This window comes from Capillimicrobium parvum (genome assembly GCF_021172045.1).
GTDB classification, from domain to species: Bacteria; Actinomycetota; Thermoleophilia; order Solirubrobacterales; family Solirubrobacteraceae; genus Capillimicrobium; species Capillimicrobium parvum.
Genome location: NZ_CP087164.1, coordinates 1,107,560 through 1,132,592, shown reverse-complemented (window position 1 = coordinate 1,132,592; position 25,033 = coordinate 1,107,560). Strand labels below are relative to the sequence as shown.

At 72.4% G+C, this 25,033-nt stretch carries 21 protein-coding genes; 4 read left to right on the top strand and 17 right to left on the bottom strand.

Annotated elements, in window-relative coordinates:
• Positions 1–5: 5 nt before the first annotated feature.
• From DSM104329_RS05560 to DSM104329_RS05500, 13 genes are all read right to left on the bottom strand, one after another.
• On the bottom strand, positions 6–1,676 hold the full coding sequence (locus DSM104329_RS05560) for an urease subunit alpha (protein ID WP_259314402.1): 1,671 nt from the start codon (positions 1,674–1,676) through the stop codon (positions 6–8).
• The gene (locus tag DSM104329_RS05555) at positions 1,667–1,921 is read right to left on the bottom strand and encodes an urease subunit beta (RefSeq protein WP_259314401.1); all 255 of its coding nucleotides are present in this window, start codon (positions 1,919–1,921) and stop codon (positions 1,667–1,669) included. Before DSM104329_RS05555 ends, DSM104329_RS05560 begins: the two co-directional genes overlap by 10 nt.
• A complete protein-coding gene (ureA, locus tag DSM104329_RS05550) occupies positions 1,918–2,226 on the bottom strand; it encodes an urease subunit gamma (protein ID WP_259314400.1) in 309 nt (102 codons plus the stop codon). Before ureA ends, DSM104329_RS05555 begins: the two co-directional genes overlap by 4 nt.
• Entirely contained in the window at positions 2,226–3,584 is a 1,359-nt protein-coding gene (locus DSM104329_RS05545; protein WP_259314399.1) for a dihydroorotase, read from the bottom strand. The genes ureA and DSM104329_RS05545 overlap by 1 nt, the downstream gene beginning before the upstream one ends.
• Positions 3,571–4,557, bottom strand: a complete 987-nt coding sequence (locus DSM104329_RS05540) for a 2-hydroxyacid dehydrogenase (RefSeq protein ID WP_259314398.1) — start codon at positions 4,555–4,557, stop codon at positions 3,571–3,573. The genes DSM104329_RS05545 and DSM104329_RS05540 overlap by 14 nt, the downstream gene beginning before the upstream one ends.
• 89 nt (positions 4,558–4,646) lie before the next feature.
• Positions 4,647–6,143 (bottom strand): PucR family transcriptional regulator, encoded by a 1,497-nt coding sequence (locus DSM104329_RS05535; protein WP_259314397.1) that lies wholly within the window; start codon positions 6,141–6,143, stop codon positions 4,647–4,649.
• 29 nt (positions 6,144–6,172) lie between these two features.
• On the bottom strand, positions 6,173–7,840 hold the full coding sequence (locus DSM104329_RS05530) for a thiamine pyrophosphate-binding protein (protein ID WP_259314396.1): 1,668 nt from the start codon (positions 7,838–7,840) through the stop codon (positions 6,173–6,175).
• The gene (locus DSM104329_RS05525) at positions 7,837–9,198 is read right to left on the bottom strand and encodes an FAD-binding oxidoreductase (protein WP_259314395.1); all 1,362 of its coding nucleotides are present in this window, start codon (positions 9,196–9,198) and stop codon (positions 7,837–7,839) included. Before DSM104329_RS05525 ends, DSM104329_RS05530 begins: the two co-directional genes overlap by 4 nt.
• Positions 9,195–10,439 (bottom strand): aminotransferase family protein, encoded by a 1,245-nt coding sequence (locus tag DSM104329_RS05520; protein ID WP_259314394.1) that lies wholly within the window; start codon positions 10,437–10,439, stop codon positions 9,195–9,197. Before DSM104329_RS05520 ends, DSM104329_RS05525 begins: the two co-directional genes overlap by 4 nt.
• 84 nt (positions 10,440–10,523) lie before the next feature.
• On the bottom strand, positions 10,524–11,984 hold the full coding sequence (locus tag DSM104329_RS05515) for a hypothetical protein (RefSeq protein WP_259314393.1): 1,461 nt from the start codon (positions 11,982–11,984) through the stop codon (positions 10,524–10,526).
• A gap of 101 nt (positions 11,985–12,085) precedes the next feature.
• Positions 12,086–12,466 carry a type II toxin-antitoxin system VapC family toxin gene (locus DSM104329_RS05510; protein ID WP_259314392.1) on the bottom strand — a complete coding sequence of 127 codons (381 nt, stop codon included), beginning with the start codon at positions 12,464–12,466 and terminating at the stop codon, positions 12,086–12,088.
• Positions 12,463–12,681: a type II toxin-antitoxin system Phd/YefM family antitoxin gene (locus tag DSM104329_RS05505; protein WP_259314391.1), complete on the bottom strand. Its 219-nt coding sequence runs from the start codon at positions 12,679–12,681 to the stop codon at positions 12,463–12,465. The genes DSM104329_RS05510 and DSM104329_RS05505 overlap by 4 nt, the downstream gene beginning before the upstream one ends.
• 149 nt (positions 12,682–12,830) lie before the next feature.
• Positions 12,831–14,999: an MMPL family transporter gene (locus DSM104329_RS05500; protein WP_259314390.1), complete on the bottom strand. Its 2,169-nt coding sequence runs from the start codon at positions 14,997–14,999 to the stop codon at positions 12,831–12,833.
• Between the two features lie 134 nt (positions 15,000–15,133).
• Between DSM104329_RS05500 and DSM104329_RS05495 the strand changes: the two genes are divergently transcribed.
• Positions 15,134–16,168 (top strand): LacI family DNA-binding transcriptional regulator, encoded by a 1,035-nt coding sequence (locus DSM104329_RS05495; RefSeq protein WP_259314389.1) that lies wholly within the window; start codon positions 15,134–15,136, stop codon positions 16,166–16,168.
• A 41-nt stretch (positions 16,169–16,209) separates the two neighbouring features.
• Here DSM104329_RS05495 and DSM104329_RS05490 read toward each other — a convergent pair whose 3' ends face one another.
• Complete coding sequence (locus DSM104329_RS05490; protein WP_259314388.1) at positions 16,210–17,880, bottom strand: helix-turn-helix domain-containing protein; 1,671 nt, start codon at positions 17,878–17,880, stop codon at positions 16,210–16,212.
• A 214-nt stretch (positions 17,881–18,094) separates the two neighbouring features.
• Between DSM104329_RS05490 and DSM104329_RS05485 the strand changes: the two genes are divergently transcribed.
• From DSM104329_RS05485 to DSM104329_RS05475, 3 genes are read left to right on the top strand one after another with little or no spacing between them, the layout of a single operon-like run.
• Entirely contained in the window at positions 18,095–19,585 is a 1,491-nt protein-coding gene (locus DSM104329_RS05485; protein WP_259314387.1) for an APC family permease, read from the top strand.
• Between the two features lie 29 nt (positions 19,586–19,614).
• Positions 19,615–20,424: an acetoacetate decarboxylase family protein gene (locus DSM104329_RS05480; protein ID WP_259314386.1), complete on the top strand. Its 810-nt coding sequence runs from the start codon at positions 19,615–19,617 to the stop codon at positions 20,422–20,424.
• A gap of 55 nt (positions 20,425–20,479) precedes the next feature.
• Entirely contained in the window at positions 20,480–21,265 is a 786-nt protein-coding gene (locus DSM104329_RS05475) for an acetoacetate decarboxylase family protein (RefSeq protein WP_259314385.1), read from the top strand.
• 276 nt (positions 21,266–21,541) lie between these two features.
• Here the strand turns inward: DSM104329_RS05475 and katG are convergent, their stop codons facing one another.
• The 3 genes from katG to DSM104329_RS05460 all read right to left on the bottom strand — a co-directional run bounded on the left by katG (position 21,542) and on the right by DSM104329_RS05460 (position 24,988).
• Positions 21,542–23,818: a catalase/peroxidase HPI gene (katG, locus tag DSM104329_RS05470; protein ID WP_259314384.1), complete on the bottom strand. Its 2,277-nt coding sequence runs from the start codon at positions 23,816–23,818 to the stop codon at positions 21,542–21,544.
• On the bottom strand, positions 23,722–24,216 hold the full coding sequence (locus DSM104329_RS05465; RefSeq protein ID WP_259314383.1) for a Fur family transcriptional regulator: 495 nt from the start codon (positions 24,214–24,216) through the stop codon (positions 23,722–23,724). The genes katG and DSM104329_RS05465 overlap by 97 nt, the downstream gene beginning before the upstream one ends.
• A 568-nt stretch (positions 24,217–24,784) precedes the next feature.
• On the bottom strand, positions 24,785–24,988 hold the full coding sequence (locus DSM104329_RS05460) for a hypothetical protein (RefSeq protein WP_259314382.1): 204 nt from the start codon (positions 24,986–24,988) through the stop codon (positions 24,785–24,787).
• Positions 24,989–25,033 lie beyond the last annotated feature (45 nt).

The window sequence follows — 25,033 nt, the reverse complement described above, 5'->3', positions numbered from 1 at the left end:
TCTCCTCAGGCCAGCGTGTACGCGGCGTTCATGGGCAGGTCGGTCACGGGTTGCAGGTCGATCGCGGCGCCCTCGACGCGCACCTCGCGCCGCTCGCCGTCGACCTCGACGCGGGGCGTCGCGGCGTTGCGCACGAGGTCGGCCTTGCGCACGGAACGCGTGGCGCGCACGACCCCGACGCGGCCGGACCGGCGGGCGCGGACGCGGGCCTCGCCGGCGGCGCTCGCGTAGACGGTCGCGAGCTGCGCGGGCGCGGCGCCCAGACTGCCCCACAGCTCGCCCTGGATCACCGGCTCGCCGTGACGCGTCGAGGCGTACGCGGACCCGCGCGCGCCCCAGACCGGGAACCCGGCCTTCAGCACCAGATGCGGCACGATGCCGAAGAACGCGGGGCGCCACAGGACCACGTCGGCGAGCTTGCCGGTCTCCAGCGAGCCGACGTCGTGGGCGATGCCGTGGATCAGCGCCGGGTTGATCGTGAGCTTGGCGAGATAGCGCAGGACTCGTTCGTTGGCATCGTCGCCGGTCTCGCCGGCCGCCTCGCGCATGACGTGCGCGAGCTGCCACGTGCGCCGCGTCACCTCGCTCATGCGGCCCATGCCCATCGAGTCCGAGCTCATGACGCTGATGGCGCCGAGGTCGTGCAGCACCGACTCGGCCGCGACGGTCCACGGGCGGATGCGGCCGCGGGCTGCGCGCGCGTCGTTGGGCAGCGCCGGGTGCAGGCGGTGGACGGTCGCGATCATCTCCTCGTGCTCGGCGGCGACGTTGACGCCGAAGGGGACGGTCGGCGTCGTCGAGGAGGGCAGCACGTGCGGCTGCGAGACCAGCTCGAGCACGTCGGTGGGCCCGCCGCCGCAGCCCTCGACGTGGTAGGCGTGGACCGCGCGCCCGGCGATCGCGTCGAGGGTCTCGCCGAGCGTGGCCGACTCGCCGAGGCCGTCGGCGTGCAGCGCGACGCCGACGTCGTGGCGGTCGGCGCAGGCGAGGACGGCGTCGACGACGTCGGGGTACGCGCCGACGTCCTCGTGGATCTTGAACGCGCCGCCGCCCATCTCCAGCAGCGCCTCGAGGAAGCCGGCGTTCGCCGTCGATCCGCGCACCATCGGGACGAGGTTCAGCGGCACCGCCGACCACGCGTCGAGCAACCGGTCGAAGTTGGCGCGCGGGTTGATCCCGACGTCGAAGGCGCCGCTGTAGCTCATCGCCACGACGGTGGTCGTGCCGCCCTCGAGCGCGGCCGGCACGAGCTGCGGGCCGATGAGGTGCACGTGCGAGTCGACCGCCCCCGGCGTGGCGATCAGGCCCTCGGCGGCGACGATGCCGGTGGCGGAGCTGATGGGGACGCGCACCTGGTCGTCGCGGTCCGGGTCGCCGGCGCGGCCCATGGCGGCGATGCGCCCGTCGCGGATGCCGAGGCACGTCTTGCGGATGCCGAGGACCGGGTCGAGCACCAGGACGTTCGTGACGACGACGTCCATCGCCTCCTCGAGCGGCCGCCCGCCGCCCGCGAGCTGGCCGTCGCGGATCGCCTTGCCGAAGCCGACGACCGGCTCGTGCCCGGGCGCGTTGTCGTCGGCCTCGACGCGCACGAGCAGGTTCGTGTCGGCGAGGCGCACCCGGTCGCCGGTCGCCGGTCCGTAGAGCGCCGCGTACTCGGCGCGGCTCAGCTCCACGTGACCTCCACGTCCACGGTCGCGCCGGCGGGGATGAGGACGCTCGCGCCCGACGGCAGCAGCGGGCGCGCGCCGTCGAGCCCGTCGCGGTCGAACCGCAGCGCCGCCGACGCGCGCGCCACGGGGAAGTGCGATGTCAGGTAGGCGTCGAAGCGGCCGGCGTTCGTCACCGCGACGGTGGCGGTCCGGGCGTGATCGGCCGCGGGCGCAGGCGCATCGGCCAGGATGATCTCGCCCGGCCTCACGCCCGCACCAGCCCGCGCAGCGCGACGAGGCGGCTGCCGTCGCCGAACGTCGCCTCCACCTGCAGCGGCTGCTCGAGCAGCTCCGCCACGCCGGACAGCAGCTGCTCGCGCCCGACGATCCCGGCCGCGCTGTCCTGGACCTCCTCGTAGCTGCGCCCGGCCCGCGCGGCCTCCATCGCCACGTCGCTCGCGAGCGCGACGCAGTCCGGATGGCTGAGCAGGATGCCCTCGCGCATCCGCCGCCGGGCCAGCTCCGCGGCGGCGAAGATCAGCAGGCGCTCGGTCTCGCGGCCGGTCAGCTGCATCAGTTGATGCGCGCCCCGACCAGGTGGGTCCCGTCTCCCGGACTGCCGAGGATCTCGCCGCGCGAGCAGATCACCTTGCCGCGCAGCACGGTGTGCATCGGGTCGACCGTGACGTCCATCCCCTCGAACGGCGACCACTTGGCCTGGCCCTCGATGTACTCGAGCTCCTCCGGGTCCAGCGTCCGCGCGGCGTTCGTGTCGACGATCGCCAGGTCGGCGTCCGAGCCGAGCCGGATCGCGCCCTTGCGCGGGTACAGCCCGAACAGCTTCGCGGGGCGCGTCGACACGAGATCGACGATGCGCCCGAGCGACAGGCCGCGCTGCCGCGCCTGCGTCGCGAAGATCGTCAGGATCGTCTGCACGTTGTTGCCCGGCCCGGGCGACTGGCTCCACACGTCGGCACCCTCGGCCTTCGGCAGCGGCGCGTGGTCGCTGCCGACCGAGTTCACGTCGCCCGCGGCGATCAGGTCCCACATCCGCTCGACCTCGGCGGCCGCCCTCGTCGGCGGGTTCCACTTCAGCCGCGGATCCTCGAGCGCCTGCTCCTTCGTCGAGCAGACGTAGTGGTGGCCGGTCTCGGTCCACACGTCGACGCCACGCTCGCGAAAGCCGGCCAACGCCTCCATGGTCTGCGGCGAGCTGACGTGCGCAAGGATCACGCGGGCGCCGGTGACCTCGGCCAGCAGCGCGACCGTGTGCGCGGCGGCCAGCTCGCTGTACCACGGGCGCGCGTCGTCCCACGCGGCCATGTCCGTGCGGCCGTCGCCCATGAGGCGGTTCGTCTCGAAGTCGACGATGTAGGCGTTCTCGGCGTGCACGGTGACCGGCAGCCCGATCGCCGCCGCCCGCCGCAGCGCATCGAGCAACTGGCCGTCGTCGACGCCCGGATACATCCCGGGCGGGGCGACGCCGCCGGTGAACAGCTTGAAGCAGCTCGCGCCCGCCTCGGCCATCCGCTCCATCTCGGAGGGGTCGTCGGCGAGGTAGCCGCCGAACGACGCGTAGTCCACGTGGCAGGCGCCGGCGATCGCGGCGAGCTTGCCGCGCAGCGCCTCGGCGGTCAGGGTCGGCGGGTTGTCGAGCGGCATGTCGACGACCGTGGTGACGCCGCCCTTGGCCGCCGCGCGCGTGGCGTTCTCGTACGTCTCCCACTCGTAGTTCCAGAAGACGTGGAAGTGCTGGTCGACGGCGCCGGGCAGGACGGTCAGGCGCGTGGCGTCGAGCGTCTCGCGCGCGTCGAGCGGGCCGTCGGTCAGCGTGACGATGCGGCCGTCGCTGATGCCGATGTTCACGCGCTCGACGGACCCGCCGTCGAGGACGACGTCGCCGCCGACGACGGCGAGGTCATGGGCTGGCATGGTGCGGCTCCTCCGTTCGGTGGTCCTGCGCGCAGAACGCGAGGATGCGGTCGATCATCCCGTCGAACTGACGGTCGAGCGTCTCGTGCGTGTGCCAGGAGATGTGCGGAGTGACGAAGAGGTTCGGGACCGCCGCGAGCGCCTCGAGGCGCTCGGCCGGGAGCCCCGGCTCGCCCTCCACCACGTCGAGCCACGCGCCGCCCAGGCGCCCGGCGCGCAGCAGGTCGCACAGCGCGTCGAGGTCGATCGTCTCGCCGCGCGACGTGTTGACCAGCACCGCGTCCGGGCGCATCCGGGCCAGGGCGGCCGCGTCGAGCAGGCGGTGCGTCTCCGCCGCCAGCGCGACGTTGACCGACACGACGTGCGCGCGCTGCAGCAGCGCCGGCAGCGGCACCTGCTCGACGCCGTCGAGGCCCTTCTCCGAGCGGCTCCACCCCACGACGCGCATGCCGAAGGCCTGCCCCAGCTGCGCGACCCGCGCGCCGATGTGGCCCAGCCCGACCACGCCGAGCGTGCGGCCGCCGAGGTCATGGCCGCGGAAGCCGGTGAAGTCCCACTCTCCGCGCGCGGTGGACGCGACCGCGGCGGGCAGGCCGCGGCTGAGGGCGATCGCCGCGGCGATCGTGTACTCGGCGACGGCCTGGGTCGGGCCCTCGGGCACCGTGGCGACCGCGATCCCGCGCCGCTGCGCGGCGCCGAGGTCGATGTGCGACGAGCCCGCGGTCCGCGTGATCACGAGCCGCAGGCCGGGCAGGCCGTCGAGGACCGCCTCCGTGACCGGCGTGTACGTGTAGAGCGTGGCGAGGACCGCGCACCCGGCGGCCCGCTCGACCAGTGCGCCGCCCTCGGCGGGACCGTCGCAGACGCGCGTGGGAACCGCCGCCTCGAGGCGCTCGAGCCGCGGGCGGTCGTCGGGACCGCAGTCGACGACGGCGACGACCGGCGCAGCCGGGCTGTCCTCAGCGCTCCTCACTCCGCCCCCATTCTGTCGGGCCTATGTCGGACACCGACACTGGAGATCGTCCAAAGGGGCCCGTTCGACTTCAGACGATGTGCGAACCGTCAGCGCGACGCCCGGCGCGCGAGGTGCAGCGCGGCGATCGTCTCCGGGTCCTGCAGCGAGCGGCCGAGGCGCTCCTCGATGCGGCTGAGGCGGTAGCGCAGCGAGTTCGGGTGCAGGCCCAGCGACCTCGCGGTGCGGACGACGTGCAGGCCGCAGGCGAAATAGCGGTCGAGGGTCTCCAGCAGGACCGCGTCCCCGGCCAGCGGCTCGAGGACGGCGCGCGCCTTGCGGGCCAGGCCGTCGTCGTCGCCGCAGCGCAGCAGCCAGCTGAGGAGATCGAGGTCCTCGTACCAGACGACCTCGGCGCCCCGGCCCGCCTCGCCGGTGACCGACCGCAGCGCGTCGGCGATCGAGTCGCGCAGTTCGTGGACGGTCGCCGCACGGCGGCCGACGGCGATCGCGGCGTCGCCGAGCCGGCGGTACAGCTCGTCGAGCCGGCCGCGCAGCTCGGCGTCCGGGGCCTGGACGACCGCGACGGCCGCCTCCCCGCGCCGCGCCGTCAGGCGCGACAGCGCCGGCGGCGCCGCCAGCGCCGCGTCGAGCCGGCCGGCGAGCGCGTCCGGCGGGCCGCCCGCCGCCGCGATCGCGCGCAGCGCCACCGGCCCGCCCAGCTCGAGCCCGAGCTCCGCGGCGCGGTGGCGCCAGACCTCGTCCTCGCGCGTGCCCGCCAGCAGGTCGCTGACGAACGCGGCGTGCTCCGCGCGCCGGCGCCCCGCCGAGATGCGCTGGACGCCGGCGAGCGTGCTCAGCAGGGCCGCGGTCATCTCGACGAGCGGCCGCGCGTAGACGTCTGAGTCGAGCGAGCGCCGCACGACGATGAGCCAGCCGGCGACCAGCTCGCGGTCGCGCACGGCGGCGATCGCCGGCGGCGTGCCGCGGACCTCGGGCGCCCCGCCCTTCGCGTGCAGCGCGACCGCGTCCCACAGCTCGTCCGGGGGCACCGGGCCCGAGGCGTGCAGCAGCCGGCCGTCGACGCCGAACAGCGCGACGGTGCACGACAGCAGCGAGGCCAGGCGCTGGACGACGCGCTGCTGCGGCTCGGCATCCTGCAGCGCGTCGAGGAGGAACTCCCGCATCGAGGTCAGCCGCCGCATCTGGTGCACCTCGGTGCTCAGCAGCGACCGGTTGACGAACGTGATGATCTCCCGGAACGGCGTGCGCAGCGGGATCTCGAAGACCGGGAAGCCGCGCTCCTCCGCGGCACGGGTGAGCTCGCCCGGCACCTCGTCGAAGTCGATGCCGACGCCGAAGCCGAGGGCGGCGAGCCCGCCGTCGGCGAGCTCCTCGACGAGGTGGCGCTGCAGGTCGGGACGGTCGACGAGCCGCACGCCGGTGATCAGCAGCACCCAGTCGTGCTGCATCCACGGCATCGGGTGCAGCGCCTCGGTGCCGTGGGCGCCCATGACGAGCCGGTCGAGCGCGCCGCGTTCGCTCGTCATGAGGCGCAGGCCGAGCGACTCCTGGGCGAGGACGTCGGCCAGCGTGAATCGCTGCATCGCCCGGCGGAGGCTAACCGGCGCGGCGCTCAGGGCCTACCGGGAGGCCCTGAGGGGTGGGCGACCAGCGGCCAACGCGGCGAGGTGGTGCGCGGCGGGGTCAGCCGGCCGATGACGTCGACGAGGTTCGGGCCCCGGCCCTGCACAGCGCGCGCGAGAACGTCCGGGAGGCCGGGGTCGAGGCAGTCGACGCGCTCGGCCGGCAGGCCGAAGGCGCCGGCCAGCGCCGGGAAGTCCGGCGCGCGGAGGTCGACCGCGAACGTCCGGTCGTACATGCGCTCCTCGTCGTAGCGCAGCATCCCGTATCCGCCGTCCGTCTGGACGACGATGGTCACCGGCAGCTCCTCCTGGGCGATGGTCGCCAGCTCGCCGATCGCGAACAGCACGCCGCCGTCGCCGCAGACGACGATCGCCCGGCCGGCGCCCGCGCGCGCCGCGCCGATCGCTCCCGGCAGCGCGAATCCGAGCGTGCCCCAGCCCACCGGGTAGACGATCCGGCGCGACGCGCCCAGCGGCAGGTACGCCGCGGTCCAGTAGCCGGAGATCGCCATGTCGCAGGCGACGACGACCTGCGCGTCGCCGATGGCGCGGTCCAGCGCCGAGACGTAGGTCAGCCCGGCCGCCGCGTCGCCGTCGCCGTCGAGCGCGCTCGCTGCGGCGGCATCGGCTCGGGCGACCGCGCCGGCGCCCCATCCTCCGCCCGCGCGCGGGCCGACGAGCGCGAGCAGGCCGCGCACGACGCCCTCCACCTCGCCCGGCACCGCGAGCTCGCTCGGGTAGGAGAGGTCCATGCGCCGCGGGTCGACGTCCACGCGCAGGACGCCGGCCAGCGGCAGCCGGAACTCCTGGGTCATCATCCCGTCGAGGTCGCTGCCCAGGACGAGGACGGCGTCCGCGGCGGCGCAGAGGTCGCCGATCGCCGGCTCGTGCGGCGGATGGCGGACGACGAGCGGCGGCCCGCCCCCGCTCCACGCGCGCTTGGCGCTGTGGGTCAGCACGACGGGCGCGCCGAGGCGCTCCGCGAGCTCGAGCACCTCCGGGGCGTGGGGCGCCCCGCCGGACCCGACCCAGATCAGCGGCCGCTCCGCGCGCTCGAGGCGCTGGGCGAGCTCGCGCAGGACCGGGCGCGTGGGCGCCGGCGTCCGCTCGGGCGGCGTGGCCCCGGGCAGGCCGGTCGGACCGGGCGCCGCTTCCGCGAGCACGTCGGTCGGGATCTCCACGTAGGCGGGCCCGCACGGCGCGAGCGCGGCGGTGTCGAACGCGTGCCCGACGATCGCGGCGACCGTCGCCGGGTCGTCGGCACGGACGGCGAGCTTCGACACCGGGGCGAAGATGTCGCGCTGGCGGGGGTGCTCGTGCAGCACGCCGCGCGAGACGCCGGCGTCGAGGTGGCGGCGCGCGACGGTGGTGGTGACGTGCAGCAGCGGCGAGCACGACGCCTGCGCCTCGCCCATCGCCGCGACCGCGTTGGCCGCCCCGGGGCCGGAGGTCGTCACGCAGACGCCGGGCCGGCCCGTCAGGCGGCCGTGGACGTCGGCGGCGTACGCGGCGGTCGCCTCGTGGCGTACGACGATGGTGCGCACGCCGCCCGCCTCGAGCGCCGCGAACAGCGCGAGGTTGTGCACGCCCGGGATCCCGAACACGGTGTCCACGGCGCGCTCCGCGAGCGCCGCGACGATCCCGTCCGCCACCGTCATTGCTTCTTGCCCGGGTTGAAGAGGCCCTTGGGGTCGAGCGCCTGCTTGACGGCGGCGTGCAGGCGCAGGCCGACGTCGCCGAGCTGGAGGCCGAGCTCTCCGCGCTTGACGCTGCCGATGCCGTGCTCGCCGGAGATCGCGCCGCCGAGCTCGACGGCCGCGGCGTGGAGCTCGTGGCTGGCGCGCATGGCCGCAGCGCGCAGCGGCAGGTCGCCCGGCGGCAGGAGGAAGCTGACGTGCAGGTTGCCGTCGCCCGCGTGGCCCCAGCTGCAGGTCCGCAGGCCGTGGCGCGCGCCGATCGCGTCGGCGCGCTCGAGCATCTCGGCCAGGCGCTCGACCGGGACCGCGACGTCGTCCGACACCTTCGCGCCGAGCAGGCCGGTGACCGCCCCGGACACGCCTTCGCGCCAGCGGGCGAGCGCGTCGAGGTCGCCGCGCGTGGTCGCGACATGCGTCAGCAGGGCGCCGGCGGCGAGCGCCTCGCCCAGCTCCGCGGCGTCGGACGCGACCTCGGCGTCGCGGCCGTCGGCCTCGGCGAGCACGAGGAAGCGCGCGCCGGCGGGCACGGCGGCCGGGAAGGCGGCGGCCGTGGCGGCGAGCGCGCCGGCGTCGACGTACTCGAGCGCCGCGGGCTGCCCGCCGCTGGCGAAGACCGCGGCGATCGCGGCGCAGCCGTCCGCGGCCGACTCGTAGAAGCCGGCCACCTGGGCGCTGCGCTCGGGCAGCGGGACGAAGCGCAGCCACACCGACGTGACGACCCCGAGCGTCCCCTCGGAGCCGCACAGCAGGCCGGTGAGGTCGTAGCCGGTGACGTCCTTGCGGACCGCGCCGCCGGTGCGCAGCACCTCGCCGGGAGCGACGACCGCCTCCAGGCCGGTCACCCACCGGCGCGTGACGCCGTACTTGAACGCGCGCGGACCGCCGGCGTTCGTCGCGACGTTGCCGCCGATCTGCGACTGCTCGGCGGCGCCCGGGTTCGGCGGGAACAGGAGGCCGGACTCGCGCGCGCGGCGCGTGACCGTGGCGGTCGACACGCCGGCCTCCACGTGGGCGCGCCACGCTGCCGGCTCCAGCTCGCGGAACCGATCGAGCCGCTCGAGCGACAGCACGACGGCGTCCTCGCTCGGCACCGCGCCGCCCGCGAAGCCCGTGCCGCCGCCGCGCGGCACGATCGGCACGTCGTGGTCGTAGCACCAGGCGACGACCCGGCGGACCCGTTCGGCGTCCGGCGGGCGTACGGTCGCCCGCGCGCTGCCGCGCAGACCGAGCGTCTCCTGCGTGGCGTCCGACGCATAGGGCGCCGGCGCCCCCTCGATGACGGCGTCATCGCCCGCGATCCGCCGCAGCTGGGCGATCACGCGCCCAGGCTGTGCGCGAACGCCTCGCCGATGGTGTCGACCTGCTCGCGGGTGATCGTCAGGGGCGGGCAGACCGCGACCGCCGTGGGGCTCGAGGCGCGTACGAGGACCCCGGCGGCGCGCATCCGCATCATGAGCCCCGGCGCGCCGCCCTCCTCCACGAGCTCGACCGCGGCCATCGCCCCGGTACCGGACCGCACCTCGGCGACCGCGGGATGGTCCTCGAGCGGACGCAGCACCGCGGTGAGGTCGCGCTCGATCTCCAGCGCCCGGTCCAGCAGCCCCTCGCGGTCGATCACGGCGATGTTCGCCAGCGCCGCCGTGCAGCACGCGGGGTGGCCGGCGAACGTGTAGCCGTGGCGGACCATCCTGCCGGGCTCCGACCAGAACGGCTCGCACACGCGCGCGCCGAACAGCACGCCGCCGAGGGGCAGGTAGCCGCTGGTGACGCCCTTGGCGAAGGTGATGACGTCCGGCTCGACGTTCCAGCGCTCGATGCCGAACCAGGTGCCGAGGCGCCCGAAGCCGCAGATGACGCTGTCGCAGACGAAGAGGATGTCGTGCGCCCGGCACAGCGCGGCGACGCCCTCGATGTAGCCGGGCGGCGGCGGGTGCACGCCGCCGGCGCCCATGACCGGCTCGCAGACGAACGCCGCGATGCGGTCGGCCCCCACGCGGGCGATCTCGCCCTCGAGCGCCTCGACCGAGTCGTGGCCGACGCGCGAGGTCTCCGGCAGCGCGGCGCCCCAGCCGTCCCGGTTGGCGTCGATGCCGCCGATGCCCGTGCCGATCCCGTTGGAGCCGTGGTAGGCGTGAGCGCGCGAGACGACATGGCGGCGGTCGGGCTGGCCCATCTCGAACCAGTAGCGGCGCGCCATCTTCACCGCCGTGTCGATCGCCTCGCTGCCGCCGCCGGGCGTGAGCATCACCCGCGAGCCGGGCATCGGCGACAGCTCGGCCAGCAGCTCGGCGAGCTCGAGCGCCGGGCGGTTGGCGTAGTCGAAGAAGATCGTGAACGCCTCGAGCTCACGCATCTGCGCGGCGACCGCGTCGGCGATCTCGCTTCGCCCGTGCCCGATGTTCGTGTACCAGAGGCTGGCGAAGGCGTCGAGGTACCGGTTGCCGTCCTCGTCCCACAGCCAGACGTCCTCGCCGCGGGTGATGACCAGCTCGCGGTCGCGGACCGTGGCCATGTCGCTGAACGGATGCCAGAGGCGGGTGTCCTGCGTGCGCGGACCCATGAACGGAGTATCCGGCCGTGCCCGGGACGCTCCCATGGGAGAAAGTCCTAAGCTGGGCGCCCGGATTCGGGCTTCCTACTGCGCTCAGCGCGCCAGGTCGATCGACACGCCCGGCGAGTGCAGCGACACGCGCCGCGCATGCTTGGCGTCCATCGCGCGCGCCAGCAGGTCCGCCGGCTTCTCCCGAAAGGCGTAGTCCGTGCGCAGCGGCCCGGCGGCAGCGGTCGCGTCGAGATCCTCCTGGGGCGTGAAGATCAGCCGGAAGAGGTCCTCGTCGGAGACGTGCGGGCCGCCGGACTGGATGCGCAGCTCCTCGAGCGTCAGGTCGGGCCGGCGGAAGCCGGCGAGGCGCTTGCCCGCCGGGCTGGAGAGCAGGCGGTCCTTCACGTCGGGATCGATCGGCGCGGGAGGCTTGCCGTAGGCCTCCATCGTGTAGAGCACGACCTCGTCGGTGGTGATCGAGTAGCGGTCGCCGGAGACGACGTTCAGCAGCGCCTGGGTGCCGATGAGCTGGCTGAACGGCGTCGCGGACACCGGGTAGCCGAGCTCCTCACGCACCCGCGGGATCTCCTCGAGCACGGCGTCGAAGCGGTCCTCCATGCCGTGCTCGACGAGCTGGGCCTTGAACGTGCCGGTCATCCCGCCGGGAAGCTGGTGGTCGTAGATGCGGCGGTCGTACTCGGTGACCGCCCCGAGCGGGTGGCCCTCCTGGAGCGCGACGCGCTCGAAGTGCTCGGCCACCGGCGCCAGCGTCGAGGCGTCGATCGGGTGCGTGTGGCCGGCGGACTCGAGGTTGACGAGCATCATCTCCGTCGACGGCAGCGACGGCCCGTTGGCCACCGGGCGGCTACAGGTGTGGATGCGCCGGATGCCGTGCTCGATGCCGATGAGGTAGTTCAGCGGGGCCAGGCCGGTCGTGTTGTGGCAGTGCAGCTCGACCGGAACGTCGCCGGCGGCCTCGACGAGCGCGGGGATGAGCGTCCGGCAGCGCTCCGGGGTGAGGATGCCGGGCGCGTCCTCCACGTAGATGGACGACGTGATCCCCCAGCCGACCATCTCGCGCACGCGCTCGGCGTACCACGCGTCGGTGTGCACCGGCGAGATGCCGTACATGACCGCGGGCACCACCTCGCCGCCGGCCTCGTGGACGGACCGGGCACGGCGCTCCATCTCCGGCATGTCGTACAGGCAGTCGTAGATCCAGAACGCGTCGATCCCGAGCCGCTGGACCATGAACCGCGTGTAGAAGTCCATGCTCGCGTAGGACGCGATCCCGTAGCGGCCGGTCGACGAGGGCCGGGTGCCACAGCGCAGGGTCTGCCCGCGCAGCAGCCGGCGGATGTGCGCGAACGACGCGACCGGGTCCTCGCGCAGGTGGCGCAGCATGACCGTGAAGAACGAGCCGCCGGGGACGTCGAGCGTGTGGAAGCCGGCCGCCCGCAGCTGCGGGGCGACCTTCGTCACCATGCCCGCGCGGATCCGCATGCCCCAGAGGCTCTGCGGGCCGTCGCGGATGGTCTGGTCGACGATCTCGACGTGCGCCATCGCGCGCCATCATGCCTGCTCGCCGACCGTCCGGGTGGCGGGTGACCGACGGCCGTTGTCGAAGCCCACGGCGCGCGCCGCTCGCCCGCACCGCGGCCGGCTCACCACACGACGTCGACGTGGTAGGCGGCGAGCCGCCGATCCGCGCTGACGAGCGCGTGGCCGTCGACCGACGCCTGGGCGACGAGCAGCCGGTCGAAGGGGTCGCGATGGTGCCACGGAAGGCGCTCCACGGCCTCCGCGTGCAGCGCGGTGACGGGCAGCGGATCGAACCCGAGCCGTCCGAGCGCTGCCGCCCAGCCGTCGGCGATCGTCAGCTTGCCCAGCGACTGCTTGATCGCGATCTCCCATACGCTGATGGCGCTGAGGGCGACCTGGTTGTGCTCATCCTCGAGCAACTCGACCGCAGTGGCCGACACCCGCTCCCGGTCGCCGAGCAGCAGCCAGACCGCGACGTTCGTGTCGAGCAGCAGCCGCTTCACGCGTAGGGATCGAAGTCCGCCGGGGTCTCGTCGAAGTCGGCGGCCATCGCCCCCTCGAGGTCGCCCCAGATCTGGCGCTTGCCCGGCCTCGTCGGCACGCGAACGAGCATCGCGACCGGTTCGCGGCCCCGGCGGATGACGATCTCCTCGCCGGCCTCGACCCGGCGCAGCAGGCGCGAGAGCTGCGTCTTGGCTTCTTGGACCGTCACTTCCATCACGAGATCGTACCGAGTTGGTCGACCAGATTGGTCTGGTCAATCTGAGGTCGCGGTCCGGTGTAAGGAGCGATGTCGCTGCATGAGGGCGCGCGAGGGCGCGTGGCGGGGCCGGCCGGGCTCTTCCCGGCCGGCCCGGACAGACATCGTCAACAGGGAGCGCCCCCGTGCTCCACGGCCACCGAACCCGCCGGCTCCGGCTGGGCGTCGCGGAGGCGAAGATGGGGAAGCCACCGTTCGACGAAGGTGGGGACCCACCAGGCGCGGTCGCCGAGCAGCCGCAGCACCGCGGGCAGCAGCGCCAGGCGCACCAGCACCGTGTCGAGCAGCACGGCGACACCGAGGATCACGCCCATCTCCTTCGGCGGAAGCGGGCCCGACATGGCGAACGTGAAGAAGACCACGACCATCACCGCGCCCGCGGCGTTGATGACGCGCCCGGAGCGGGCCAGACCTTCGACGAGCGCGGCGCGCGCGTCGCCGGTGCGCTCGAGCTCCTCGCGCACGGAGATCAGCAGGAACACCGTGTAGTCCATGGCGAGGGCGAAGCTCAGGCAGAAGAAGAACACCGGCGCCCACGCGTCGACGAAGCCCTGTGAATGGAAGCCCAGCAGGCCCTCGCCGCCACCGTCCTGGAAGATCAGCGTGGCGACGCCGAACGTCGCCGCCGTCGCGAGGAGGTTCAGCAACACCGCGAACGCGGCGGCGAGCGGCGCACGGACGATGGTCAGCAGGAGCAGGAAGCCGATCGCCGACACGAGGGCGAAGACGAGCGGCGTCCGGCCCCGCAGCACGCGCTCGAGGTCGTGGGCCTCCGCGGCGGCTCCGCCGGTGAGCGCGCCCGCGGGGAGCTGCTGGCGCATGCGCTCGATGAGCGCCCCGGGGTCGTCGCTCGACGGCTGCACGCGAAGCAGCGCGAAGCGTCCGGCCTGCTGCGGCGGCAGGACCGCCGCGACTCCCGGACCGCGTTCGAGCGCGTGCTGGACCCGGCCGGCGGCGGCGCGGGGCGCGACGACCTGCAGCTCGGCGGGCGCCCCGGGCCCGAAGCCCTGCTGGAGGCGCTCGGACGCGACGCGCGCGCTCGCGTGGCGGGTCAGGACGCCGGCATTCGGCATGGCGGTGTGCAGGTGCAGCACGGGCAGCGCGAGAGCGACCAGCACCCCGGCCGCGAGCGCGCCCACGAGCACGGGCCGGCGGGCCACGAGGCGGCCCCAGCGGGCGAAGCGCTCGCTACGGTGCTGGACCGCACCGGCCCATGGCAGGGCGAAGCGGTCGATGCGCGAACCGAGCGTCGCCAGCACCGCGGGCAGGAGCGTGAGCGACATGGCAAGCACGAGCCCGACGGCCAGCAGGATGCCGAACACGCTGGTCCGGAACGGCTGGCTCGGCACGAGGATCACCGCGGACAGGGAGGCCAGGACGGCCAGCCCGCTGACGACCACCGCCTTGCCGGCCGTGTCCATCGTCTCCCCCACCGCGTCGATCGGCTGGAGTCCCGAGCGGAGGGCGGACCGGAAGCGCACGACGACGAACAGGGCGTAGTCGATCCCCACCGCGAGGGCGAACATGAGGGCGAAGTTCATGGCCCAGATCGTGATCCCGGTCACCCGGGTGCCGAGCCAGAGCGCGCCCGCCGTCGCCACGAGGCCGGAGATCGCGAGCAGCAGCGGGATGCCCGCCGCCGCGAGTGAGCCGAACGCGATCAGGAGCACGACCATCGTGAGCGGCCACGACATGACCTCGGACCGCAGCATCGCCGTCTTGTTCTCGTCGTTGAACTGCGACCACAACGCGGGCGACCCGGTGAGCGCCAACTGGACGCCGGGTGACCCGGCGACCGCGAGGCGCCGCTCGACACGGCTCGCCGCCCGCACCATCTCCGCCGTGCCGGCGCCCGCGCCGCCGCGCACGACCGCCACGTGCCCGTCACGCGAGACCGACCGGCCCGGCTGCGGCAACGTCACCGCCGCCACCGCCGGCTCGTCGCGCAGCACCCGCGCCGCGGCTGCCACTGCGTGACGAAACACCGGATCGCCCGCTGCGTGCGCGCGGGAGCTGACGACGACGGCCAACGCGTAGCTGCCCTCGCCACCGAAGTGCCGGTCGATCAGGCTGCGGGCGGCAACGGACTCCGAGCCGTCCGCCTGCCAGCCGCCGCCGGAGAGGGCGTGCTCGGCCCGCGGGGCGAAGGCGCCGAGAGCGAGGATGAGCACCGCCCACGCGACGAAGACCGCGCGGCGGTGGTGCGCCGACCAGCGGCCCAGGCGTCCGAAGAGCCCGAGCGCCCGGCGCGATGTGGGTGTGTGCCGTTCGTTCATGACCGGCGCGACGCTAGGCCCGCCGGCTTCCCAAAAGCTTCCCGGCGCAGGCTGCCGCCTGGAGCCGGTCGTGTGGTTGCGCCCGCGACCGACGGTCGGTGGGCGCGAACGGCGACTGGTAGCGTGGCCTTGCGATGGGCGCCTCGTCCATGGAGCCTCGCGCGACGATCCGGGACGTCGCCGCCGCCGCGGGCGTCTCGCCCGCGACGGTGTCGCTCGCCCTCAACGGCCGGGGCACCGTGAAGCCGGAGACCGCGGAGCGCGTGGCGGCCGCGGCCGAGGAGCTCGGTTACCGGGCGAGCCGGATCGCCCGGGCGCTGCGCACGTCGCGCACCGGCACGCTGGCGCTGGTGCTCTCGAGCGTTGAGGCGGCGAGCGACCGCCCCGAGGAGCTCAGCTTCGACGCCTACATGCACGTCATCCGCGCCGCAACCGCGACCGCCCTGCACAACGACCACCGGCTGCTGATCTCACCGCCGCTGCGCTCGTACCAGGACCTCGAGGACCTCGCGGTGGACGGCGCCATCCTGTGCGACACGGTCCCCGGCGATGGGCAGCTCGAGTTCTGCCGGCGCTTGGACAAGCCGGTCGTGACGATCGAGCGCGATCCCGACCACCCGGACCACCGCTGGCACGTCAACTCCGACAACGCCCAATGCATGCGCGTGTTGCTCGACCACCTGCACGCGTCGGGCGCGCGGCGGATCGCCCTGCTGACCTCGGGCTGGGGCAACGCCTGGACGGTCGACTCTCTTCGCGGCTACCTCGCCTGGACTCAGGAGCACGGCCTCGAACCGATCGTCGATGCGGCCAACGGGACGGCCGCAGAGCTGACTGCCTGCGAGCGAGCCGGCGTGCTGCTCGATGGCCCGCGCGCCCCCGACGCGATCATCGGCCTACCGGAGCGTTACGCGGGCGAGGTCATGCGGGCGGCCAGGGCGCGTGGGCTCTCGGTGCCCGGCGACCTGCTCGTCGCGACCGGGATCGACAGCATCGATGCACGCCAGGGCCACCCACCGGTGACGGCGCTCGATCTCGATCCGGCTGAGGTCGGCCGCGCCGCCGTGGAGCTCCTCTTGAGCCGCATCCGTGGCGAGGATGCCGAGGCGCCGGTGACCATCCCGGCGGTGCTGCGGGTGCGAGAGAGCAGCGCCTTCATCGGTGCCTAGACCCGGATCCACCGATTGACCGTGGCGGACCAAGGGCTGAGCTATTGCTGATCGAGCGCAGCGCGGACACGGAGGGCGAGCTCGAGCAGGAAGCGCTCCTCGACGTCGCGTAGGCTCACGCCGAGCATCTCCTGGATCTTCGTCAGGCGGTAGCGGACCGTGTTGGGGTGCACGTGCAGGTCGTTCGCAGTCCTCTCGAGGCGCCGGTCGCTGGCGAGGTACACATCGAGCGTCTTGACGTACGCCGACGCCCCGGCGGCATCCGCCTCGAGCAGTGGCCCGAGCGCGCTCGCCACCATCGACTCGAGCGACTGCCGCGTCGAGGCGCGGCCCACCAGCCCGTAGAACCCGAGATCTGCCGGCGAGAGGACCTCGCCCGCTCGCCACCGTCGCCGTGCGAGGTTCAGGGCCATCCGGGCCTCGGCGTACGAGTCCTCGTAGTCGCCGAGGCCGACACACATCCGCCCGAGCCCCGCGGCCAGGGCCCCCGTCTCGGCGGTCGAGCCAACGACGAGCCGCAGGGCTTCATCGACCTTCTTGCGGGCTGTCTTCTCCGGCTCCAGCAGCGCGACCACCTCACCACGCCGCGGCATGAGGATGGCACGGGGGCAGTGACGGCCGAGGTCGTGCTCCAGTCGGTCGAGCGCGCCCCGGCTGAACGCCGCGTGCGTGTCGTCGCATTCGCCGCCCTCGCCGACATGCGGTCCGATGCAGGCGACGTACCGGGGGGCCTTGAGATCGACGCCGAGCAGGGCGGCACGTTCCAGCAGCCGGAGGTGATCATCGACCCGCCCTTCGAGCAGGTCGTCGAAGAGCTCGCCGTGGACCCGTAGCTCCATCTGGAGGGCGGCGCGCTCACGCAGCAACTGCAGCGCTATGAGGCCGCTGCACACCTCCACCAGCTCCCGCTCGGTCGCGTCCAGGTCCCGGTCGCCGCGGACTCGCAGCAACGCGGGCAGCTCCTCTCCGACCGCCGTCTCGAACCGCACGTGGGCCGTGCCGCCGCCCGGCTGGGGCGCCTCGCGCAACAACTCGCGGTCCGAGTTCAGCAGCTCGATGTGCATGCCGAGGTGGCACGCCAGCACCGCGATCCCCGGTCCAATGTCGTCGGCGCCGGCCAGGGTGCCGGCCAGGACCTTGACTGCGTCGATGCTCCTCGCTCGCTCTCGCGCCGATCGAACGGCGTCCTCCGACTCCAGCCGATCCTGGCGGTGTCGCCTGATCAGCGAAAGCGCCACGCCCGTGTCACGTCCGACGCTCGTGACGAAGCGCACCTCGTCGTCCGTCCAGTCCCGGGAGAAGCGCTCGGCTGCGTACAGGACCCCGAGGATCTCGGAGCCGCAGACCAGCGGAGCGCAGATCGACGACCGCAGATGCTCGCCGTCGATGAGGTGTTTCATCACGGGAACGCGACGCGGATCGCGCCGGTAGTCCCGAACCCGGATCGTCCGTCCCTCCTGCGCGACCCTCCCGCCGATGCCGTGTCCGATCTCCAGACGCCACAGCGCGGCCATCTCGGTCGTGTGCAGGCCGTTGTACGCGGCCATCGTCAGCGAGTTCTCCTCGATGATCCCGCTCCAGCTGACCTCGACCTGCAGCGCGTCGCAGACGGTGTCCACAGCCGCCTGAGCGGCGGCGCCCACCGTGCCGGCGGCCAAGAGCCGGCGAAGCAGGTCCTCGACCGGTCCCGGGACAGGCTGTGCCGGCTGCATGGGGGGCGACGGGTGCTCTCGAAGGGCGGCCAAGGCCGGCGAAGCCTAAAACGATTTGGGGCCCGCTGCCAAGCGGCTTGCCTTGCTTTTGGCAGACACCGCCATTGACGGTCTGCCGGGACGCTGTGAGTCTCGCCCGGGGTCGAACGGAGAGGTCGGCACCCGGGGCAGCACAGAGCCGCCCCGGTCGTCCTCCGAGGAGAGGAGAGCAGTCATGGCGGAGATAACGGTCCAGCCGGGCGCCACGGGGGCGTCCACCCCGACCGACGACGGGCGACGCAACTCGCTGCGCCCGGCCGCGATGGGCGTCGTGGCGATCCTCTTCTTCGTCGTCGCGACTTCAAGCCCGCTTGCGGTGGCGGTCGGCAACCTCCCGATCATCATCGGGTTCGGCAACGGCATCGGCGCGCCCGGGACGTACGTCCTGGCCGGCGTGGTCCTCTGCCTGTTCAGCGTCGGCTACACGGCCATGAGCCAGCGCATCACGAACGCCGGCGCGTTCTACGCGTACGTCTCGGCTGGTCTGGGGCGGACGCCCGGCGTGGCGGCCGGCTGGGTGGCCAACGTCGCGTACAACCTGCTCGCGATCTTCACGATCGGCTACATGGGCTACTTCGCGAACTACGTCTTCAACGCGGAACTCAGCGTGAACATCCCATGGGAGGTCTTCGCCTTCGGGACGCTCGCCGTCGTCACGGTGCTGGGGGTCCGGGGGGTCGAGCTCAACGCCCGGCTGCTCGGGGTGTTCCTGCTCTGCGAGGTCGCCCTTCTGCTGGCGATGGACGTCGCGGTGCTCGTCCAGAACGGCTTCGGCGCGTTCTCGCTGTCGTCGTTCTCGCCGAAGGAAATCTTCTCCGGCGCTCCCGGCGTTGCGTTCGCCTTTGCGTTCCTCTCGTTCATCGGGTTCGAGGCGACGGCGATTTTCGGCGAGGAGGCCAAGGATCCACGGCGCACGGTGCGCCGCGCGACCTACGCGGCCGTGCTGTTCATCACGATCAGCTACACGCTCACGACCTGGGCTGTGGTGGCCTCGCAGCCGGCGGCCAAGCTCGAGGAGAACGCGTTGAGCGACCCCGGCGCGTTCGTTCCCGGCATCGCCGCAGCGAACCTCGGCGGCTGGTCGAGCCATGCCGTCAACTGGCTGCTGATGACGAGCCTCTTCGCGATCATGATCGCGATCCACAACATGACGTCGCGGTACCTGTTCGCGTTCGGGCGCGCCGGGTTGCTGCCCAGCGCCCTCGGGCGGACACACCCGCGCTACAAGACGCCCTACATCGCGGGCATGACCCAGTTCACGCTGATGGCCGTCATCGTGGCGATCTTCGCGATCGCGGGCGCGGATCCGTACCTCGACATGGCGGCCGTCACGGGCGGGGTCGGGACTCTGGGTGTCCTGGCGCTGATGGCCGCGACCTCCATCGCGGTGATCGCCTACCTGCGCAACGAGACCACGGTCAGCCTGTTCGGCCGCGTGGTGGCGCCCATCCTCGCCTTCGCGGGGCTCACGACCGCGTGCGTCCTGATCATCGACAACTTCTCCGCGATCACGGGAAGCGACGCGTGGATCGTCAGCCATCTGCCGTGGCTGCTCGTGGTCGTGGCGGTCTTCGGCCTGGTGGCCGGCCACCTCCATCCCGGTCGCCGTGAGATCGACGTGTTCGCCGGCGAGGACGGCGACGTGCGGCCCGAGGCGGCCGGCTGAGCGACCACCGCAACGAATCGGAGAGAGCGATGACCGTAACACCACCCCGAGAGGACACCGCCACCGCCGGGCTGTCCGCATCGGACCTCCGGCGGGCGATGCCCGTGACAGCGCCCCTCTACGGAGAGCCGCCGTTCTACTACCGCGGGTCCCAGACGATGATGATCGCCTACCGGACCAGGGCAGACGCGTTGGGCCGGCACCTGCCGCCGGGCCTGCGCCCGCTCGGGGACGAGCCGATCGTGACCGCGATGATCTCGGACTACCGGTTCAGCACCTTCGGCCCGTACCGGGAGTGCGGCTTCCTGGCCGAGGTCGAACTCACGGACGACGAGGGCACGAAGCGCCGCGGCATATACGTGCCCTACATCTACGTCACCAGCGAGCCGCCGCTGGCCGGCGGCCGCGAGCTGTGGGGCTACTCGAAGAAGCTGGCACACATCGAGATGGGCCAGGAGGCCGACGTGGTGTGGGCGACGCTGAGCCGCCCGGAGCCGGTGCGGCTGCTCACCGCGGTCTTGAAGATCGACCGGCCTGCCGAGCCCGCCGAGTTCGAGGACGTCCCGGTGTTCAGCCTGCGGGTCATCCCGAGCACGGACCCTGGGCGCTATCCGACGGACGTCGCCCAGCTGGTCGAGACACGCTTTCCGGTCACACCCCGCACCGCGCCGGACGGGATGACGGAGGCCTGGTTCGGTACCACGGCGAGCATCGCGTTCGATGTGCCGACGGCCGTCGACCCGGTGCACACGTTGCCCGTGCTCGACGTCCTGGGGGGCTACTACGGCACGTTCGACGCTGTGCTGCACCCCGGCCAGATCGTTCGCACCTACACCTGACGCCAACGCCCACTCACGAATCGAGCGAGACATGGGAAGACTGACGCCCGACCGGATGACCTTCAGCGGACCGACATGGGGTGGGCTGATTCCGGCGCCGCCGCATTTCTATCGCAACAGCAAGAACCTGCTGATCAGCTACGAGACGCACCTGGATCCGGTCCTCGACCTGCTGCCGGAGGAGGTCGAGCCGCTCAGCGATGCGCCGCGCGTGGTGCTCTGGTTCCAGGACACGCCGTTCAGCACGTGGGGGCCCCATCAGGGCTGCTATGCGTTCATCGAGTGCGTCTTTCGCGGAAACCCGTATTTCTTCGAGGCGTTCCTCTGGGTCACCAGCGACTCGGCCCTCGCAGCGGGCCGGGAGCTCTGGGGTGACTCGAAGAAGCTGGCGGACATCAGCGTGGATTGCGTGGCGGAGGAGATCGTCGCGTCTCTCGAGCGCCCGACCGGCTGCGCGATCGCGACCGCCCGCATGCGTCTGGAGCGCTGGGGCGACCCGGACGCGCTGCCCGCCCATCCCGGGCTGTGCCTGAAGATCATCCCCGGCGCGGAGCGGGGCCAGCCACCGGCGGTGCTGCAGCTCGTGCGGGACGACATGGCCGCGCACGCGGTGGTCGGATCCGACGGCCGCCCCGAGGTGTACACCGGGCCCGCCACGTTGACGCTCGGGACGCAAGGCGCTCTGGACCCGCTGGCCTCCTTGACGCCGATCGGTCCAATTGAGGCCACCTACGCGCTGATGCACGTCGAACTCGACTACGGAACCATCCTCAAGGACTACCACGACCCGTCCATCGGCCAGTCTGTGACCGCGGGCGATGGCGTGCTGGCCGGCGACTGACGGCGTCGGATCCATCCGACCTCGACCATCGCACCGAGCGCGATCCGGCCGTCGGCCGGCGGTTGAGGACGTAGTCCGGTTCGTCGAGATCGTGGCCGCGCGCCACGATGCGCTTCCTTGGCGCCCGTCGGTACCCGGAGGGACATGGCCGGGGCCCGCTTCGTCACTGGTGGTGACGGTCCGGTATCACCCAGTTGGTGCCGATGTCAGCAGCAGCGGGCACCGCCCGGCCGAACTTCCGGCTCGCGCGATGCCCGCTCTGCGTGAGCCTCGAACCTAGGCCAGGTCGAAGCGATCGAGGTTCATGACCTTGCCCCACGCGGCGATGAAGTCCTGCACGAAGTCCTCCTCCGCCGTGGCGCTGGCGTAGACCTCTGACAGTGCCCGGAGCTGGGCGTGGGAGCCGAACACCAGGTCGGCGGCGGTGGCGGTCCACTTCACCGTGCCGGTCGCCCGGTCGCGGCCCTCGTACACGTTCTCGTCCTCGGCTGAGACCGTCCACTCCGTGCCGCTGTCCAGCAGGTTGACGAAGAAGTCGGTCGTCAGAGTCCCAGGCCGGTCGGTGAAGACGCCGTGCTCCGAGCCGCCGACGTTGACGTCCAGGGCGCGCATACCGCCGACGAGCACCGTCAGCTCGGGCGCCGTGAGCCGCAACATGTAGGCCCGATCCAGCAGCAGGGTCTCCGGCGACAGCGTCACCCCGTCGCGGACATAGTTGCGAAACCCGTCGCCGGCCGGCTCGAGCACCGCGAACGAATCCACGTCGGTCTGCTCCTGCGACGCGTCCGTGCGCCCCGGAGTGAACGGGACCGTGATGTCGTGCCCGGCGTCCCGCGCGGCCTGCTGGACGCCTGCGCATCCGGCGAGCACGATCAGGTCGGCGAGCGACACCCGCTTCCCGCCGGTCTGCGCGCCGTTGAACTCGGTGCGGATCTGCTCCAGCTTCGTCAGCGCCGTCTGCAGCTCGGCCGGCTCGTTGACCGGCCAGTCCTTCTGCGGGGCGAGGCGCAGCCGTGCGCCGTTGGCGCCGCCGCGCTTGTCGGTGCCACGGAAGCTCGCCGCCGCCGCCCAGGCGGTGGCGACCAGCCGCGGGACGGACAGTCCCGAGGCGAGGATCTTGTCCTTCAGGGCGGCGATGTCCTCGTCGCCGATCAGCTCGTGGTCGACCGGCGGGACGGGGTCCTGCCACAGCTGCGGCTCGGGGATCCAGGGGCCGAGGTAGCGCGACAGCGGCCCCATGTCACGGTGCAGCAGCTTGTACCAGGCCTTGGCGAACGCCTCTTCCAGTTCGTCCGGGTTCTGGAGGAAGCGCTTGGCGATCGGCCCGTAGATCGGATCGAGGCGCAGCGCCAGGTCCGTCGTCAGCATCATCGGCGCGTGGCGCCTGGACGGGTCGTGCGCATCCCGGACCGTCCCCTGGGCCTCGGGGTTGGTGGGCGTCCACTGAAACGCCCCGGCGGGGCTCTTCGTCAGCTCCCATTCGTTGTTGAACAGGGTTTCCAGGAAGCCGTGGTCCCACTTGGTCGGCTCGCTGGTCCAAGCTCCCTCGAGGCCGCTCGTGACCGTCTCGGCACCGTTGCCGTTCTTCCAGCCGAGCCCCTGCTGCTCGAGCGGCGCGGCTTCGGGCTCCGGCCCGATCTCGTCCGCGCTGTGGGCGCCGTGGGTCTTGCCGAAGGTGTGCCCGCCGACGATGAGCGCCAACGTCTCCTCGTCGTTCATCGCCATGCGCGCGAACGTCTCGCGGATGTCCCGCGCGGCCGCGAGCGGATCCGGCTTCCCGTTGGGGCCCTCCGGGTTCACGTAGATCAGGCCCATCTGCACCGCGCCGAGCGGTCCGGCGAGCTCGCGGTCGCCGCTGTAGCGCTCGTCGCCGAGCCAGGTGTCCTCGGGACCCCAGAAGACCTCCTCGGGCTCCCAGATGTCCTGGCGACCGAAGCCGAAGCCGAACGTCCTGAACCCCATCGACTCCATCGCGACGTTGCCGGCGAAGACGAGCAGGTCGGCCCACGAGAGGCTCTTGCCGTACTTCTGCTTGACCGGCCACAGCAGACGACGCGCCTTGTCGAGGTTGGCGTTGTCCGGCCAGCTGTTGAGGGGGGCGAAGCGCTGCGCCCCCTGGCCGCCGCCGCCACGTCCGTCGGCGATGCGGTAGGTGCCGGCGGCATGCCACGACATCCGGATGAAGAGCGGTCCGTAGTGGCCGTAGTCGGCCGGCCACCACGGCTGCGACGTCGTCATCAACTCGATGAGATCGGCCTTGAGCGCTTCGACGTCGAGGCTCTGGAACGCCTCCGCGTAGTCGAAATCCGCGCCCAGCGGATGGGAGAGGGCCGAATGATGATGCAGGACCTGCAGGTCCAGCTGGTTCGGCCACCAGTCCCGATTGGACCGCGGCCGGTGGGCCTTGGGCTCAGGGCTCGGGATGACTGGGTTTTCGCTTTCGCTGACGCTCTCGCTCACGTCGGATTCATCTCCTGGCTCATGCTTTCGTATTGCTGGTTCTGCGCTTCGGCGGCCCGAGGCATCGATGCCGAGGCGACACAGTCGGGGCATCGCCCCCAGAACACGACCTCGGCCTCGTCGATCTCGTAGCCATGGTGGTGCGACGCGTCCAGGCACGGCGCGTCGCCGACGGCGCAATCGACGTCGGCGATGGCTCCGCACGACCGGCACACGACGTGGTGATGGTTGTCACCGACCCGGGACTCGTAACGGGGTACGGAGCCCGCCGGCTCGATGCGCCGTACGAGTCCGGCCCCGGTCAGGGCCCGCAGGACGTCGTACACGGCCTGCGTCGACACCTGGCCGGATCCGTTGCGCACGACCCGGATGATCGAGTCGGTGTCGGCGTGAGGATGGTCATACACCGCGGTCAGCACCGCCACACGCGGACGCGTCGCCCGGAGCCCAACCTGCCGAAGCAGATGTTCACAATCGGCGGTCGTGGCCACCCGGGCACCCTAGAGCTTTCTTCTGGAATCAGTCAAGAGTGAGCGGCCCCGAAACACGAAGGCCGCCTGGCGAGAGGGGGCTTCCGCATAGCGGGGGCGGGATTCGAACCCGCGACCTTCGGGTCATGAGATCGTGCGGATGGGATGCCCGTGCTGCGTTCTCGCGGTTCCCCCCAGCATCCCGGGACCTTGCGGTCGGCTGGGTTCTGGTCAGTTTGACACCGATACGATGCCCGCTCGCTGGTCGCTCAGAGCGACTTCAGATGACGTTCAGCCTGAGGCTGGTGGACTCGCGGATGACGAGCGGCGCCTCCTGATTGCGGAATGATGTCTTGGTGCTGTGGGTTGCCTTGTCAAGTCTTCGGTCAGCCCTGAGGCTGATTCCCGGCGACGCGCTCTGAGACCGACGATGTCGAGCGCACGACGAATGAGGGCACCTTCGCTTCTGAGGTGACTGCGCCGCTTCCGGCGATCGCCGCGAGGGAATGAGCGATGCAGCGGGATCCGCCATGGACAGCCGCACCGGGCTCAGCTCGTCGTGCAGCGGTTGCTGAGGCTCGTCTGGTGACTACACGCGGTACAGATACGTGTACGCCGCGGATCGACCGCTCTGGACCCAGTCCGCGAGGCAGTAGCGGCACGTGCTTCCGTCGTCGTCAGGCGCATCGATCGTCTTCGGCGGGCGTCCCTCGACGATCTCAGCCTCGATCCTGCTGCCCTTCAGAGGGCCGTCCTCCAGCATCGCGGTGATGGTCGGACCGGTCTCAGCCATGCGCGTCGCTTCGGGATCCTCGAGCTCGGGCCCAGCGGACACTCC